This is a genomic window from Pseudomonas sp. DD1 (assembly GCF_044510355.1).
Lineage (GTDB): Bacteria > Pseudomonadota > Gammaproteobacteria > Pseudomonadales > Pseudomonadaceae > Aquipseudomonas > Aquipseudomonas shahriarae.
The window spans coordinates 1-14,836 of the sequence record NZ_MSAJ01000015.1 but is presented as its reverse complement, the minus strand read 5'-3'; the positions used below and the strand labels follow the sequence as shown (position 1 = coordinate 14,836).

13 protein-coding genes are annotated in these 14,836 nt (G+C 63.6%); 7 read left to right on the top strand and 6 right to left on the bottom strand.

Annotated features, from left to right (window positions below):
- Positions 1–3: 3 nt before the first annotated feature.
- The 3 genes from PSFL_RS12565 to PSFL_RS12555 are packed head-to-tail and all read right to left on the bottom strand — an operon-like array spanning position 4 to position 3,900.
- Positions 4–204, bottom strand: a complete 201-nt coding sequence (locus PSFL_RS12565; protein WP_057438206.1) for a DUF1656 domain-containing protein — start codon at positions 202–204, stop codon at positions 4–6.
- Entirely contained in the window at positions 194–2,377 is a 2,184-nt protein-coding gene (locus PSFL_RS12560; RefSeq protein ID WP_397470129.1) for an FUSC family protein, read from the bottom strand. The genes PSFL_RS12565 and PSFL_RS12560 overlap by 11 nt, the downstream gene beginning before the upstream one ends.
- Positions 2,378–2,388: 11 nt before the next feature.
- Positions 2,389–3,900 (bottom strand): efflux transporter outer membrane subunit, encoded by a 1,512-nt coding sequence (locus PSFL_RS12555; RefSeq protein ID WP_169959739.1) that lies wholly within the window; start codon positions 3,898–3,900, stop codon positions 2,389–2,391.
- Positions 3,901–4,081: 181 nt separating this feature from the next.
- Between PSFL_RS12555 and PSFL_RS12550 the strand changes: the two genes are divergently transcribed.
- The 5 genes from PSFL_RS12550 to PSFL_RS12530 all read left to right on the top strand — a co-directional run bounded on the left by PSFL_RS12550 (position 4,082) and on the right by PSFL_RS12530 (position 8,497).
- Positions 4,082–5,050: a LysR family transcriptional regulator gene (locus PSFL_RS12550; RefSeq protein WP_057958518.1), complete on the top strand. Its 969-nt coding sequence runs from the start codon at positions 4,082–4,084 to the stop codon at positions 5,048–5,050.
- Positions 5,051–5,183: 133 nt separating this feature from the next.
- Positions 5,184–6,158, top strand: a complete 975-nt coding sequence (locus PSFL_RS12545; RefSeq protein WP_115128958.1) for a D-glycerate dehydrogenase — start codon at positions 5,184–5,186, stop codon at positions 6,156–6,158.
- A 98-nt stretch (positions 6,159–6,256) separates the two neighbouring features.
- Entirely contained in the window at positions 6,257–7,159 is a 903-nt protein-coding gene (locus PSFL_RS12540; RefSeq protein ID WP_397470128.1) for a chemotaxis protein CheV, read from the top strand.
- 3 nt (positions 7,160–7,162) lie between these two features.
- Entirely contained in the window at positions 7,163–7,645 is a 483-nt protein-coding gene (locus tag PSFL_RS12535; protein ID WP_057438199.1) for an N-acetyltransferase, read from the top strand.
- 108 nt (positions 7,646–7,753) lie between these two features.
- On the top strand, positions 7,754–8,497 hold the full coding sequence (locus PSFL_RS12530; RefSeq protein WP_057958515.1) for a YkgJ family cysteine cluster protein: 744 nt from the start codon (positions 7,754–7,756) through the stop codon (positions 8,495–8,497).
- 213 nt (positions 8,498–8,710) lie between these two features.
- On the opposite strand, the gene PSFL_RS12525 is transcribed toward PSFL_RS12530, so the two are convergent.
- From PSFL_RS12525 to PSFL_RS12515, 3 genes are all read right to left on the bottom strand, one after another.
- Positions 8,711–10,285 (bottom strand): PAS domain-containing methyl-accepting chemotaxis protein, encoded by a 1,575-nt coding sequence (locus PSFL_RS12525; protein ID WP_397470127.1) that lies wholly within the window; start codon positions 10,283–10,285, stop codon positions 8,711–8,713.
- Between the two features lie 97 nt (positions 10,286–10,382).
- Positions 10,383–11,594, bottom strand: a complete 1,212-nt coding sequence (locus PSFL_RS12520) for a transporter substrate-binding domain-containing protein (RefSeq protein ID WP_170044070.1) — start codon at positions 11,592–11,594, stop codon at positions 10,383–10,385.
- Between the two features lie 135 nt (positions 11,595–11,729).
- Positions 11,730–11,963, bottom strand: a complete 234-nt coding sequence (locus PSFL_RS12515; RefSeq protein WP_057438192.1) for a hypothetical protein — start codon at positions 11,961–11,963, stop codon at positions 11,730–11,732.
- Between the two features lie 215 nt (positions 11,964–12,178).
- On the opposite strand from PSFL_RS12515, the gene PSFL_RS12510 reads away from it, so the two are divergent.
- A complete protein-coding gene (locus tag PSFL_RS12510) occupies positions 12,179–13,345 on the top strand; it encodes an efflux RND transporter periplasmic adaptor subunit (protein WP_170059379.1) in 1,167 nt (388 codons plus the stop codon).
- The coding region (locus PSFL_RS12505) for an efflux RND transporter permease subunit (protein WP_397470126.1) at positions 13,342–14,836 on the top strand (1,495 nt) is incomplete at its 3' end. The genes PSFL_RS12510 and PSFL_RS12505, both read left to right, overlap by 4 nt.

The following is a 14,836-nucleotide window of genomic DNA, read 5'->3' as shown; positions in this document are numbered from 1 at the left end:
TTCTCAACGGTAGACAGTCAGCGCCATGGCGCCGAAAAGACAGGTGAACAGGCTCAGGCGCAGCAGCGCCGGGTGCCAGAAAAAACGGTACAAATCAAAGCCCGCCAGGAAGCGATCCAGGGCCCAGGCCAGTGCGGCGGCGATAAAAAACATCAGGGTCATGGTCGGCATGTAGATGCCGTGGAACGCGATTTCACGAGGCATGGGCGACTCCGGAAGGCTTGAAGGCAGCCAGGGGCGATTGCGGGTCCAGCAGGGAGGTGCGGATAAAGTGCAGGTAGCTTTTCACCCGGCGCAGGGCCGAGGTGTCGAAGTGCGGGGCGAAGGGTTCGTCGGTGGCCTGCACGCGGCTGATGGCGTGATCGACCGCCACCAGGGCGCGCTCCAGGTTGCTCTGGCTCGGTTGCAAAAACAGCCGCACCAGCGAACGCCCCATGACCCGGATGGCCTGGCGCCAGGGCTGGGATTGGGCATACGCCGGGTGCACCGGCAGAATCGCCTGTTCCTTGCGCAACTCAATGATCGCGTGACCGACTTCAAGCACCACAAACATCCAGCGCAACAGGTTGCGTTGCACCTGTGGCTGGCCGGCGGCCAGGCCATAGGCCTGGTGCAGCAGGTCGCGGGTGCGGCTTTCAAAACCCGAGGCCAGGCCCTTGAGCTTGCCGCTGATGGCATACACCACTTGCTCACGCAGGTCGCGCTCCAGGCGGCGCCACAGCCAGGGGCTGTTGGGCGGCAGGATAATCGCCCCCGCCGCGGCGCACACCAGCATGCCGATGATCATGGCGATGTAGTCGTTGATAAAGGTGTAGGGGTTGTAGATCGTCAAGTTGTCCGGCACCGAACCGGTACTGAAAAAGATCAGCAGGCCCAGGCCAACCCCGGCGTATTGCGGGCGCGACGAGAGGAACGCACCGAGCACGATCACCGGGGCGAGCATCACGCAGAGCAAGGGAAAGCCGTCGATCCAGGGAAACACGAAGAACATTTCGACAAAGCCCACCACGGCGCCGATCAGCGTCCCGCAGGCCATTTGGAAGGCCATGCGCTTGGGGTTCGGCGTGGCGGCCGACAGGCCCACGGTGGCTGCCGCGATCAGGGTCATGGTCGCGCCGCTGGGCCAGGCGGTGGCCACCCAGTAACTGCCCAGCACCAGCAGAATGAATGACGCGCGAATTCCCGACGCGGCACAGGCCAGCCAGTTGGTTTTCGGCGTGTAGGACTCGTCCCAGTGCTCCCGTGCGTGGCTGTGCTCGGCCAGGGAAGCATGGGTCTGCGCATAGTTGTGCAGGTCATCGACAAAGCGGTACAGCAGCTCATAGGCAGTGTGGAAATCCAACTGCTCGGCATCGCTCGGGCTGCTCTCCTGGAACATCGCCCGCAGGCTGCGGACCTTGGCCGGCAGGCTCTCCTTGTAGGCCGTCAGTTGGCTCACCAGGCGCGCAGCATCGGGGCTGGTCAGGGCGCGCCCACTGAAGCCATCGAGCAGTTCGGCCAAATCCTGCAGGCCGGGCTTGATCGCGACCACCACATGGTCGGCGGCATCGCTGCGCAGGCGCTCGAGCAACTGGTGCAGGGCGTTGAAGCGCGTGGTGATGCCCATGAACTCACTGTTCAAGCGACTCAAGCGACCATTGCGCCGGCGCATATGGGGGTCTTCGAATACGGTGACGCTGCGCAGCCCTTCCAGGCCCACGGCTTCGGCGATAAAGCGCACGTTGCTGCTTTCAAAACCTTCACGCTGGCCGCGCCCGCGCAGGCCATCGGTGACGAACAGCGCGAAGGTGCCGAAACGCTGGTACAAGGCGTTGCGCATGGCCGCGCTGCTGGTTTGCGGCAGGATCGCGGCACTGACCAGGGTCGCACACAAAATCCCCAGGGAGATTTCCAGCACCCGCCAGACCGCCGCCATAAAGGCGCCGTCCGGGTGGGCGAGCGCCGGCAGGCCGACCATCGCCGCCGTATACCCGGCCAGCACAAAACCATAGGCGCGAAAGTTACGGTTACGGGTGGCACCGGCCGTGCACACGCCGACCCAGATCGCCAGCGCGCCAAGAAACAGCTCGGTGTTTTGCGCAAACAAGGCGATCAACAACACCATCACCGCCGACCCCGCCAGGGTGCCGAGGAAGCGGTAGAAGCTCTTGGCAAACACCTGGCCGCTTTGCGGTTGCATCACGATAAACACGGTGATCATCGCGGTACGCGGTTGCGGCAGTTCCAGGCGCATGGCCAGCCACAGGGTGAGAAACGCGGCGATCAGTACTTTGAAGATATACACCCAGGTCACGCCATCACTGCGTGCCCAGTCGAAAAAGCCACGGCGCCATTCCAGGGAATGCAGCCAACGCAGCGGTGCAGGCAAGGGAGTCATGGGGAACCTGATCAGTGATCGAACACGGCCAAAGCCGCCGGGGTCTTGCTCGGGAGTGTCTTATCGGGTGCCGGTGCATCGCTGCCAGCACCCAGGCCACCGCCCAGGGCTGTCACCAGTTCGGCATGGGCGCTCAAGCGCGCGGCCTGGACCTGTTGCTCGACCTGCTGCTGGCGAAACAGCAGGGTCTGGGCATTGAGTACATTGAGGTAATCGGTCAGCCCGCGCTGATAGGCGATCATCGCGAGGTCATAGGTTTTCTGCGCCGAGGCCACCGATTCGGCGGCGAAGGTTTGCTGCTTGGCCATGGATTCGCGGCGGATCAGTTGGTCGCTGATGCCCTTGAGTGCATTGACCAGGGTCTGGTTGTAGCGGGCCACGGCAATGTCGTAGCCGGCGCTGGCCTCGCCCAATTGCGCACGCAGGCGGCCACCGTCGAAGATCGGCAGGGTGATCGCCGGGCCGACGCTGTAGTTGAGTTTCTTGCCGGTGAGGAACTCCAGCATGCCGCCGCCGGTGGCGACGTAGCCGAGGCTGCCCACCAGGTCGACGTTGGGGTAGAAACCGGCGTGGGCCACGTCAATCCCCCGGGCCTGGGCCGCGACTTGCCAGCGGCTGGCGACCACGTCCGGGCGCTGGCCGAGCAATTGCGCGGGCAGTGCCGAGGGCAATTTCAGCGGCGCACCGAGGGCCAGGGTCGGCCGCTGCAAGGTTGCACCCTCCCCCGGCCCCTTGCCGGCCAAAGCCGCCAGCTGGTTGCGGGTCAGGGCGATCTCTTCGTCGAGGGCGTCCAGTTGCCGATGGGTTTCCGGCAACGGCGTCTGGGCCTGGCTGACTTCAAAGTGCGTGCCGATCCCGCCATCCAGGCGCTTTTGCGCCAGGTCGAGGATCTGCTCTTGCTGGGCCAGGGTGGCGGCGACGATATCGCGCTGGGCGTAATGCAGCGACAGCTGGATATAGGCGCGCACCACATTGTTCTGCAATTCCAACTGGGCCTGGCGTGCCTGGGCGACACGCCTATGCGCCAGGTCGACGGCGCGCTCGCTGGCATTGCGCTCGCGGCCCCACAGGTCGAGGGCGTAGCTCAGGCCCAGGGCAGCGTTGTTGTCCCAGGTGGTGGAATTGTCCAGCTTGCCGGGGCCGTAGAACTGATCGCTGGGCCAGTTGTGGCGCTTGAGGGTGGCATCCCCGTTGATCTGCACGGCCTCGGCCGACTCGGCCAACCCGGCCATGGCCCGCGCTTCACGCACCCGGGCGGCGGCTTCGGCCATGCTCGGGCTGCCTTGTACGGCGAGGTCGATCCACCGATTGAGTTGCGGGTCGCCATAGGCCTGCCACCACTGGCTGGTCGGCCAGTGGGCATCCCGGGCGGCGCTCTGGATCGCGTCGTCGGTGGCCAGGGTATTGGCGGCGAGGTGCTTGCCTTGGGGGGCAATTCCTCCGGTTCCGATGCAGCCGCTGATTGCTAACGATAAAGCCCAAACACTGAGAGTCTTCAGCTCTCTGCTGATGCGACGCGGCACTGCTGCGAATTCCTGAGGTGGTGTTGCGGGGACGGTGCGGCAATTCTAGGGGGCACGGGGAATGGCGATAAGGTGGGATTCCTGTGAATCTTTATTACCGTTCAGGCGATAATCCATTGGTCGGGCTCACTCGCCCCCGTAACTTCGTGTCACAATTTGCCATCTCCCTTGAGAGCACCCCATGGACACTTTGCAAAACATGCGCGCCTTCAGTTGTGTCGCCGAGGCCGGCAGCTTCACCGCCGCCGCCGTACAACTGGACACCACCACGGCCAACGTCTCGCGCGCGGTCTCCAATCTGGAGGCCCATCTGCAAACCCGCTTGCTCAACCGCACCACCCGCCGCATCGCCCTGACCGAAGCCGGCAAGCGCTATTTATTGCGCTGTGAGCAAATTCTCGCCTATGTCGAGGAGGCCGAGGCCGAAGCCAGCGACGCCCATGCACGCCCCGCCGGGCAGCTCAAAGTGCACACCATGACCGGCATCGGCCAGCATTTCGTGATCGACGCGATTGCCCGCTACCGCCGTACCCACCCCGACGTGACCTTCGACCTGACCCTGGCCAACCGCGTGCCCGACCTGCTGGACGAGGGCTACGACGTGTCCATCGTGCTCGCCAGCGAGCTGCCGGACTCGGGGTTTGTCTCCCAACGCCTGGGGATCACCTACAGCATCGTCTGTGCCTCGCCGGCCTACGTCAAAGCCAACGGCTGCGCGCAGCGGCCCAGTGACCTGCTCAACCATGCCTGCCTGCGTCTGGTCAGCCCGGTGATCCAGTTGGACAAATGGGCCTTCAACGGCCCGGACGGCCAGGAAAGCGTGAGCATCAACAGCTCGCCGTTCCTGGTGAACTCCGCCGACGCGATGAAGACCGCGATCATCAGCGGCATGGGCGTCGGCCTGCTGCCGGTGTACGCAGCCATCGAAGGCCTGCGTAACGGCACCCTGGTACGGATGATGCCGAATTACCGCTCCCAGGAACTGAACCTGTACGCCATCTACCCGTCGCGCCAGTACCTGGATGCGAAGATCAAGACCTGGGTGGAATACCTGCGCGGCTCGCTGCCGGAGATCCTCGCGGCGCACCAGGCGGAACTGGTTGCGTATGAACTGAGTGGCAGTTTGGGTGGGGTGCGGCTGGGTAGCTGACCTGCCGTCATCGCAGGCAAGCCAGCGCCCACATTTTGCCCTGTGCCCACAGAGGTCTAGCGGTGTCCTGACATTCGCAGCGAGGAATGTTAGCGTGCTTGGCATTCTTCCCTGTCGATGAGCCTCACTTGCGATGAAAAAGACTGTCCTCGCCTTCAGCCGTGTCACCCCCGCAATGATCGAACGCCTGCAACAGGACTTCGAGGTCATCGTCCCCAACCCCAAGCAGGGTGATATCAACGCGCAGTTCACTGAAGCCCTGCCCCACGCCCACGGCCTGATCGGCGTCGGCCGCAAGCTTGGGCGGGCGCAGCTCGAAGGGGCGAGCAAGCTGGAAGTGGTGTCCAGTGTCTCCGTGGGTTACGACAACTACGACGTGGACTACTTCAACGAACGCGGGATCATGCTCACCAACACCCCCGATGTGCTGACCGAAAGCACCGCCGACCTGGCCTTCGCCCTGCTGATGAGCAGCGCCCGCCGCGTGGCCGAGCTGGACGCCTGGACCAAGGCCGGGCAGTGGAAAGCCAGCGTCGGCGCGCCGTTGTTTGGCTGCGATGTACACGGCAAGACCCTGGGTATCGTCGGCATGGGCAATATCGGCGCGGCCATCGCCCGCCGTGGGCGCCTGGGCTTCAATATGCCGATTATCTACAGCGGCAACAGCCGCAAGACCGCACTGGAACAGGAACTGGGCGCGCAGATGCGCAGCCTGGACCAGTTGCTGGCCGAGGCGGATTTTGTATGCCTGGTGGTGCCGTTGAGTGAAAAGACCCAGCACCTGATCAGCCATCGCGAGTTGGGCCTGATGAAATCCAGCGCAATCCTGGTGAATATTTCCCGAGGCCCGGTGGTGGACGAGCCGGCACTGATCGAAGCCCTGCAAACCCAGCGCATTCGCGGCGCCGGGCTGGATGTGTATGAGCGCGAGCCCCTGGCCGAGTCGCCGCTGTTCCAACTGAGCAATGCAGTGACCTTGCCGCATATCGGGTCGGCCACCCATGAAACCCGTGAAGCCATGGCCAACCGTGCCCTGGACAACCTGCGCAGCGCACTGCTGGGCCAGCGCCCGCAGGATCTGGTGAACCCGCAGGTGTGGAAAGGCTGATCGGCATTGTAGGAGCTGGCAAGCCAGCCCCTACAGTTTTTGGCGCGAACGTCGATAACCCGCTATAGATTGTTATCGCTGATCCACAGAAGGTTTTTATGTCCACCACCAAAGCCCGCGCAGATTCACTCTCGCTTCTGCTCTTTACCTTGCGCAGCGGCAAGCTGATGGCCATCAACCTGCTGAAAGTCAGCGAAATCATTCCCTCCCCGCCGCTGACCAAGCTGCCGGAGTCCCACCCGCACGTCAAAGGCATCGCCACCCTGCGTGGCGCGGCCTTGTCGGTGATCGACCTCAGCCGGGCGCTGGGCGAAATGCCCCTGCAAGACCCCGACGGCGGTTGCCTGATCGTCACTGATGTCAGCCGCTCCAAGCAGGGCCTGCATGTGCAGGCGGTGAGCCGGATCGTGCATTGCCTGACCACCGATATCCGTCCGCCGCCCTTTGGTTCCGGCGGTACGCGCTCGTTTATCACCGGCGTGACCCAGGTCGACGGGGTGCTGGTGCAGGTGCTGGACATCGAAAAAGTCATCCACGCCATCGCCCCCGCGCAGATCGAAGTGGCACCGACCGACCTGACCATGGAAGAAGCCGAAGTGCTCGGCCATGCGCGCATCCTGGTGGTGGACGACAGCCAGGTGGCCCTGCAGCAATCGGTGCACACCCTGCGCAACCTCGGCCTGACCTGCCACACCGCTCGCAGTGCCAAAGAGGCCATCGACGTGCTGCTGGAACTGCAAGGCAGCGCCGGGCAGATCAATGTGGTGGTGTCTGACATCGAAATGTCGGAAATGGACGGCTACGCCCTCACCCGCACCCTGCGCGAAACCCCGGATTTCCAGGATTTGTACGTGCTGCTGCACACCTCCCTGGACAGCGCGATGAACAGCGAAAAAGCCCGCCTGGCCGGTGCCGACTCGGTGCTGACCAAGTTTTCGTCACCCGAGCTGACCAAATGCCTGGTGGTCGCGGCCCAGACCGTGGCGCAAAAAGGCCTGTAAACATTGACAGCGTATTACCAACTGCTGCGCCGCGACCTCACCACCAGCCTGCCCGCGCCGCAATGGCCGGCCGGCATCCGCCTGGACCATTACCGCGACGAACTGGCCCCGGCGATTCATGCGGTGTTACGCATGACCCAGGAACAGGGCGGCGGCCATGTCGCCAACCTGGACACCTGGCAGCAGCAGTTCATCAGCAACGCAGAGTTCGACCCCAGGCTGTGCCTGGTGGTCAGCAACGCCGAAGGCATTCTTGGCGTGGCCCAATGCTGGACCAGTGCCTTTATCAAGAATCTCGCCATCCACCCCTGTGCCCAGGGCCAGGGGCTGGGTCGCGCCTTGTTGCTGCACAGCTTCCAGGTGTTCAAGCAACGCGGCGAGCCCTATGTGGACCTCAAGGTGCTGGAGAGCAATCTGCGCGCACGCCAGCTGTATGAAAGTGCGGGCATGGTGTTTGTGCTGCGCGACGTGGTCAGCGACGACTGACCGGCACTGGCGCATAACTTGCTTCCAGAGTCTCTGAACGGCGGATAGAGGTAAAAACCCGTCACCGTCCAAGAGCGCCCTCTGACCTGGCCTGGTAGCAGATCTTCCATGAATACCCATTTTTCCTGCGTTGGTTGCGGCAAATGCTGCACCGACCATCATGTCCCCCTGACACTCGACGAAGCCCGCCAGTGGGCGGCGGACGGCGGCAATGTCATCGTCCTGGTGGAAGGCTTCCTGGGCAATGGCCTGGGCCTGCCGCTGCAACAACGCGAGCATGCCGAACGGCGTTCGGTGGTGGTGCCCAGCGGCACGACCGAGGCGTTTGTGGCCATTACTTTTGCCGCCTACAACGCGGGGCCCTGCCGGAATCTTGACGAAGACAACCGCTGCGGCATCTATGAGCGGCGGCCACTGGTCTGTCGTATCTACCCGATGGAGATCAACCCGCATATCCCGCTGAACCCGGCCGCCAAGGATTGCCCGCCGCACTCCTGGGAACAGGGCCCGGCGCTGATCGTCGGGGGTGAACTGGTGGACCCTGAACTGGCGGAGCTGATCCGCCGCTCACGCCAGGCCGACCGTGACGACGTGCAGACCAAGGAAGCGGTGTGCGCCCTGCTGGGGATTCGCACCACGGCGCTCAAGGGCGATGGCTTTACCGCGTACCTGCCGGATATGGGCGCGTTTGCCCAGGCCATTGAATTGGCGGTGGAACAACCAGCCATGGCCAATGAGTGGGTGTTTCATGTGTCCGGCATGGACATCGCCGAACAGTTGCTGGATGCCGGGGCACAGATCGCCACCGAGGTGCCGGCCAACTATGCGTTTATCTCGCTGCGCGCTGCCTGAGGCGCGTCAAATGGGGTTGGAGCTGTGGCTGTGGCTGTGGCTGTGGCTGTGGCTGTGGCTGTGGCGAGGGAGCTTGCTCCCGTTGGACTGGGTAGCAGTCCCATTTTAGGGCCGCTTCGCGCCCCAACGGGAGCAAGCTCCCTCGCCACAGGTTATTGATTGCCCTGCACCCTCTCTGAACTGAAGGGCATCAGGGCTTGCCACAGCCACAACCTAGTGGCGTTTGCCCCAGAACTCTTCTGCCAGCCGCCGCAGATCTTCCGCCAGGGCCGCCACGTCGCCCGAGCTGAGCTGGCTCTGCTGGCCGGCAGTGACGGTGGCTTCGCCGGCATTACGGATGCCGACAATATTGCGATTGATGTCTTCGCTGACCGCGCTCTGTTCTTCCACTGCAGTGGCAATCTGCACACTCATGGCGGTGATCTGGTTGACCCGCTGGCTGATGCCATCCAGGGCCGATGCGGCGCGCTGGGCGTGATCGACGCTGGCTTCGACATGCTGGCTGCTCTGCTCCATGGCCATCACCGCATCCCGGGCGCCGCCCTGCAGGGTGCTGATCATGCGCTGGATTTCATTGGTCGATTGCTGGGTACGTTGTGCCAGGCCGCGCACTTCGTCGGCCACCACCGCAAAACCACGGCCCTGTTCGCCCGCTCGCGCTGCCTCGATGGCCGCGTTGAGGGCCAGCAGGTTGGTCTGCTCGGCAATCGCCCGGATCACCTCCAGCACACCGGAAATATCACCGCTATGGCTTTCCAGTTGATGGATCACCGTGGTAGCCCTGGCCAGTTCCTGGGACAGACGCAGCACCGCATCGCGGCTTTCGTCCACTCGCTGATGACCTTCGCGGGTCTCGCTGCCGGCCTGGTCGGCGGCTTTCGAAGCTTGCTGGGCATGGTTGGCGACTTGCGCCACGCTGGCCGCCATCTCGTGGATGGCGGTGGCCACCTGGTCGGTCTGGCTCTGCTGGCCCAGGGTGCTGCTGTGACTGCTGTCCAGTTGCTCGACCAGGGCGGCGGCGTGCCCGGACAAACGCTGCGATGCATCGCCAATCCGGCCGACCACCGCGCCCACCTGGGCTTCAAGCATCTGCATGGCAAATTCGATTTGCCCCAGCTCATCCGCACGCCCGGTATAGATCGCCTGGCTGACGGGGTTATCGGCGATCTGCCGCGCCCGCTCGCTCAGTTGCCGCAGGGGGCGCAACAACAGGTTGACGCCTAATATCCCCACCGCGCCCACCGCCGCCAGGCCCAGCACTTGCACCGCCCACGGATAGTTCGCCAAGCCGACCCCAGCCCCCCAGGTCAAGGCGCATGTCGCGCCGGTGACCAGCGACAACTTCAAGGGCATCTCCAGCACCGGCCGCATGCGCCGAGTGCCCGTGCGCAGACGGGCATACACGCGCTCAGCTGCCATCACCCGCCGCGCATCGGGCCGGGTCCGCACCGACTGGTACTCCACCGCCACGCCGTCGCGGGTGACCGGCGAGGCATAGGCACTGACCCAGTAGTGATCGCCGTTCTTGCAACGATTCTTCACCATGCCCATCCACGAGCGACCGCTTTTGAGGGTCTGCCACATATGGGCAAAGGCCGCCGACGGCATGTCCGGATGGCGCAGCAGATTATGAGGCGCACCCAGCAGCTCCTCGCGGCTGTAGCCGCTGACGTCGATAAAGTCCTGGTTGGCGTAGGTAATCGAACTGCCGAGGTCGGTGGTCGAGAGAATGTTGGCATCTTGGGCAATGTCCACATTTCGACCCGTGACCGGGAGATTGATCTTCATGGAAAGCGCGCTCGGGGGTTATTGGGGGAGTCGGCAGGGGCACCGACTCTAAGCGCACCGGTTGAGCAAATACTGATCCAGCTCATGTTCCACGCATTTAGTTGCCCGGCGCCAGCGCCTGCGGCTCGTGGTACTCCTCAATCAGGGCGACACAGTCCAGCGCCACCCGTGCGCTGCGCGGCAACCTGCGCACGGCCAGTACACTGCGGGCGGGTAAGCGGCTACGGGCGAAGTAGCCCAGGTACACCTCATTGACCAGGGCCAGGTCATCCAGGTCAGCCAGCATCAAGGTGCACTTGACCACCCGATCCAACGACGAATGATGACGCTCCAACAGGTCGTGCAGGTTCTTCATCACCTGCTTCATCTGCGCGCCCGTCCCGCCTTTCACTGGATTACCGCGAATATCCAACCCCGAGATACTGGAGATGTACAACGTGTCGCCGACCCGCACCGCCTCGGAAAAAGGCAGCGTCAGCTCGCTGGGGTAAAAGCGCGGCCCATCGCCCGGTTGCGCCGCTGCAATGTCGAGTTCCTCCTGCAGATACCCTCGCAGAATGCGCTGGTGCTCGCCGCTCTGCTTGAGCTGCTCCAGCGCCCGGTTAAGGTCACTGCGCAATTCGCGATCGGACTTGCGCACGCCGATGGCCACGGCAGTGCCCATCTGTTGGCCGGTGACCGGCGGGCCGACGAAATCGAAAGGTTGCCCCTGCTCGGTGTCGAGCAGCTCCTGGCGAATTTCGGCTGTACCTTGCAGGGTCGCGTCGATATCACCGGCCACCAGGCTGCGGATCAACTGGTCGTTGAGCCAGAAGCTCTTGATGATCACCCCGGCCGGCGCCCATTGCGCCAGGGCGAACGCTTCGCGATTGCTGCCGGTCAACACCCCCACGCGCTTGCCCTTGAGGGCGCGTACCGTGGGCATCAGCCCGGAATAACGGCGCGCCACCAAGTGCGTGGTCAGGGGATACAAATCGTCGGTGAAGTCGATCAACTGCCGGCGTTGCGGGGTAGAAGCCATGCCCATGATTGCGTCGAAACGCCGGCTTTCAAGGGCTGCGATGCTATGGGTGAAGACTTGATCGACCCAGATGCAGCGAACATCGAGTTGCGCGCACAAGGCATTGCCCAGTTCGATGTTCAAGCCGACCAACTGCCCTTGGGCGTTGCGGCTTTCATAGGGAGGAAACAGAGGGGAAATCGCGAAGCGGATCTCGCTGCGCGGCGCCGCGGCGGCCACCGGCCCTATCAGAAAGGCGCCCGACAGTAGCGCCCCAATGGATAAAACAAAGATCTTTGCCCAAGCCATGAAGACATCCCTTTCTTGAAAATCCCACTCCTTCACCCCGTGCTGCCAACCAGGCGCGGCGAAGGGGTATCGAGCAAGCTTTCAAGAAAAGGTCATGGGCCGACAAGGCGAAAAGTCAGCAATGGCTGTAGGCAGTCAGCGCTTGCCCATCGAACGACGGGTGCCGGGCGGCGCCATGCCGGGGGTCTTGGTGTGGCCGTTCTTCGCGCCGTTTTTGTACCACGGCTGATTGCTGTCTTTCGCCCCGGCCAGCTCACCCGGCTTGAAGGGGAATTTGAACGCCGGGATCACCGGCTTGGCTTCACTGTCGAGGCTGTCTGGATCAGCGAGTTCGGCGCTTTCAACAGGCGGTTGTGTCGGGGAATTCATGGAAGCTCCGGAGCGTGCAAAAAATGACGCGGGCCCGACTTGCGGGCCACACTGGCGCGCAGTATACCTGCGCGCCCTGGTTCTTTAACCACTGCCCGTACGAATGGTCGACCTTTGCTGACAGCGCTGTCAGTTACCGGTCACTTTGCTGACCGGGTTTGCAGGCTATAAAGAGCCTACGCTCCTCCCTTTCCCTGTCCGGACGCCGCGAGACCATGCCCATTCAACGCAAAACCACCGTGATTGTGCTCGCCGTCGTGGCCCTGGCGGTCATGGCCTGGGTGGCGACCCGGCCGGCCAAGACCAAGCTGTCGGCTTCCAGCGCAATCCCGGTACGGGTGGTCAGTGTCGCGCAGCAGGATATCCCACGGTTTGTCAGCGGTATCGGCTCGGTACTGTCGCTGCATAGCGTGGTGATCCGCCCGCAGGTCGACGGCATTCTCACCCAGTTGATGGTCAAGGAGGGGCAACGGGTCAAGGCCGGCGACCTGCTGGCGAGCATTGATGACCGGGCGATCCGCGCCAGCCTTGACCAGGCCAAGGCCCAGTTGGGCGAAAGCCAGGCGCAGTTGCAGGTGGCACAGGTCAATCTCAAGCGCTACAAAGAACTGAGCATCGACGACGGCGTGTCGAAGCAGACTTACGACCAGCAGCAAGCCCTGGTCAACCAGCTCAAGGCCACGGCCCTGGGCAACCAGGCGGCAATTGATGCGGCCCAGGTTCAGCTTTCCTACACACAGATTCGCTCCCCCGTCAGCGGTCGGGTGGGGATTCGCAATGTGGATGAAGGCAACTTCCTGCGTACCAGCGATGCCCAGGGCCTGTTCTCGGTGACGCAGATCGACCCGATCGCCGTGGAATTTTCCCTGCCGCAACAGATGCTGCCGACCCTGCAGGGCCTGATCGCCGCGCAACACCCGGCCAGTGTCGATGCGTTCCTCGGCGCCGACACCGACAGCCCGGCCGCCATCCTGCTCGGCGAAGGCCGCCTGAGCCTGATTGATAACCAGATCAGCGCCACCACCGGCACCATCCGCGCCAAGGCCGAATTCAGCAATGCCACGCAAAAACTGTGGCCGGGGCAACTGGTCACGGTGAAGATCCAGACCGCCCTCGACAAGGCGGCCCTGGTGGTGCCGCCGACCGTGGTCCAGCGCGGCCTGGACTCGCACTTCGTGTACCGCGTCAATGGCGACAAGGTGGACGTGGTGCCGGTGCACGTGACCTACCAGAACAGCGACCTGACGATTGTCACCGGTGTGCAGGCCGGTGATGTGCTGGTCAGCGACGGCCAGTCGCGCCTCAAGGCCGGTGCCCAGGTGGAGGTGCTCAAGGAGCCGCCGCAAGTGGTCCAGACCGCCCAAGCGCAGGCCCGGCCATGAAGGGTCGTGGCTCAGTATCGGCCTGGTGCGTCGACCATCCGGTCGCCACCCTGCTGCTGACCTTTGCCCTGGTGCTGCTGGGCTTGATCGCCTTCCCGCGCCTGCCCGTCGCGCCACTGCCGGAGGCGGAGTTCCCGACGATCCAGGTCACCGCCCAACTGCCCGGCGCCAGCCCCGACACCATGGCCTCGTCGGTGGCCACGCCCCTGGAAGTGCAATTCAGTGCCATCCCCGGCATGACCCAGATGACCTCCAGCAGCGCCCTGGGCTCCAGCCTGTTGACCCTGCAATTCACCCTCGACAAGAGCATCGACACCGCCGCCCAGGAAGTGCAGGCGGCGATCAATACGGCGGCCGGCAAATTGCCCAGCGATATGCCCAACCTGCCGACCTGGCGTAAGGTCAACCCGGCGGACAGCCCGGTGCTGATCCTCAGCATCAGCTCCAACAATATGCCCGGCACCGAACTGAGCGACTACGTGGAGACCCTGCTGGCCCGGCAGATCAGCCAGATCGACGGCGTCGGCCAGATCAGCATCACCGGCCAGCAACGCCCGGCAATCCGGGTACAGGCCTCGCCGGACAAACTCGCCGCCATCGGCCTGACCCTGGCCGATATCCGCCTGGTGCTGCAGCAGTCGAGCCTGAACCTGGCCAAGGGCGCGCTGTATGGGCGCGACAGCGTATCGACGCTGTCGACCAACGATCAGCTGTTTCATCCTGAGGAATACGGCGAGCTGATTGTTTCCTACAAGGACGGCGCGCCGGTGCAGTTGCGCGACGTGGCACGGGTGATCAACGGTTCGGAAAACGCCTACGTGCAGGCCTGGTCCGGTGATACACCGGGGGTCAACCTGGTGATTTTCCGCCAGCCGGGGGCCAATATCGTCGACACCGTGGACCGCATCCAGGCCGAGCTGCCGCGCTTGCAGGCGATGCTGCCGGCGTCGGTGGAAGTCAGCTCGCTGTCGGATCGCACCAAGACCATTCGTGCCTCGCTGCATGAAGTGGAAATCACCCTGTTGATCGCGGTGTTGCTGGTGGTGGCGGTGATGGCGCTGTTCCTGCGCCAGTGGTCGGCAACCCTGATTGTCTCCAGTGTGCTGGGGGTGTCGCTGGTGGCCACTTTTGCCCTGATGTATGTGATGGGCTTCAGTTTGAACAACCTGACCCTGGTGGCCATCGTGATTGCCGTGGGTTTTGTGGTGGACGATGCGATTGTGGTGGTGGAGAACATCCACCGTCACCTTGAGGCGGGCCTGGACAAGCGCGAAGCGGCGATCAAGGGCGCCGGCGAGATAGGTTTTACCGTGGTGTCGATCAGCTTTTCGCTGGTGGCCGCGTTTATCCCGCTGCTGTTCATGGGCGGCGTGGTCGGGCGCCTGTTCAAGGAATTTGCCCTGACCGCGACCTCGACCATCCTGATTTCGGTGGTGGTGTCCCTGACCCTGGCGCCGATGCTGGCCGGGCAGTTTATGCGCGCCCCCACCC

Coding starts and splice junctions, on each gene's coding strand:
- PSFL_RS12545 (WP_115128958.1), top strand. CDS start 5,184: ATGAAAAAGACTGTCCTCGCCTTCAGCCGTGTCACCCCCGCAATGATC.
- PSFL_RS12565 (WP_057438206.1), bottom strand. CDS start 204: ATGCCTCGTGAAATCGCGTTCCACGGCATCTACATGCCGACCATGACC.
- PSFL_RS12550 (WP_057958518.1), top strand. CDS start 4,082: ATGGACACTTTGCAAAACATGCGCGCCTTCAGTTGTGTCGCCGAGGCC.
- PSFL_RS12520 (WP_170044070.1), bottom strand. CDS start 11,594: ATGGCTTGGGCAAAGATCTTTGTTTTATCCATTGGGGCGCTACTGTCG.
- PSFL_RS12525 (WP_397470127.1), bottom strand. CDS start 10,285: ATGAAGATCAATCTCCCGGTCACGGGTCGAAATGTGGACATTGCCCAA.
- PSFL_RS12540 (WP_397470128.1), top strand. CDS start 6,257: ATGTCCACCACCAAAGCCCGCGCAGATTCACTCTCGCTTCTGCTCTTT.
- PSFL_RS12530 (WP_057958515.1), top strand. CDS start 7,754: ATGAATACCCATTTTTCCTGCGTTGGTTGCGGCAAATGCTGCACCGAC.
- PSFL_RS12515 (WP_057438192.1), bottom strand. CDS start 11,963: ATGAATTCCCCGACACAACCGCCTGTTGAAAGCGCCGAACTCGCTGAT.
- PSFL_RS12510 (WP_170059379.1), top strand. CDS start 12,179: ATGCCCATTCAACGCAAAACCACCGTGATTGTGCTCGCCGTCGTGGCC.
- PSFL_RS12560 (WP_397470129.1), bottom strand. CDS start 2,377: ATGACTCCCTTGCCTGCACCGCTGCGTTGGCTGCATTCCCTGGAATGG.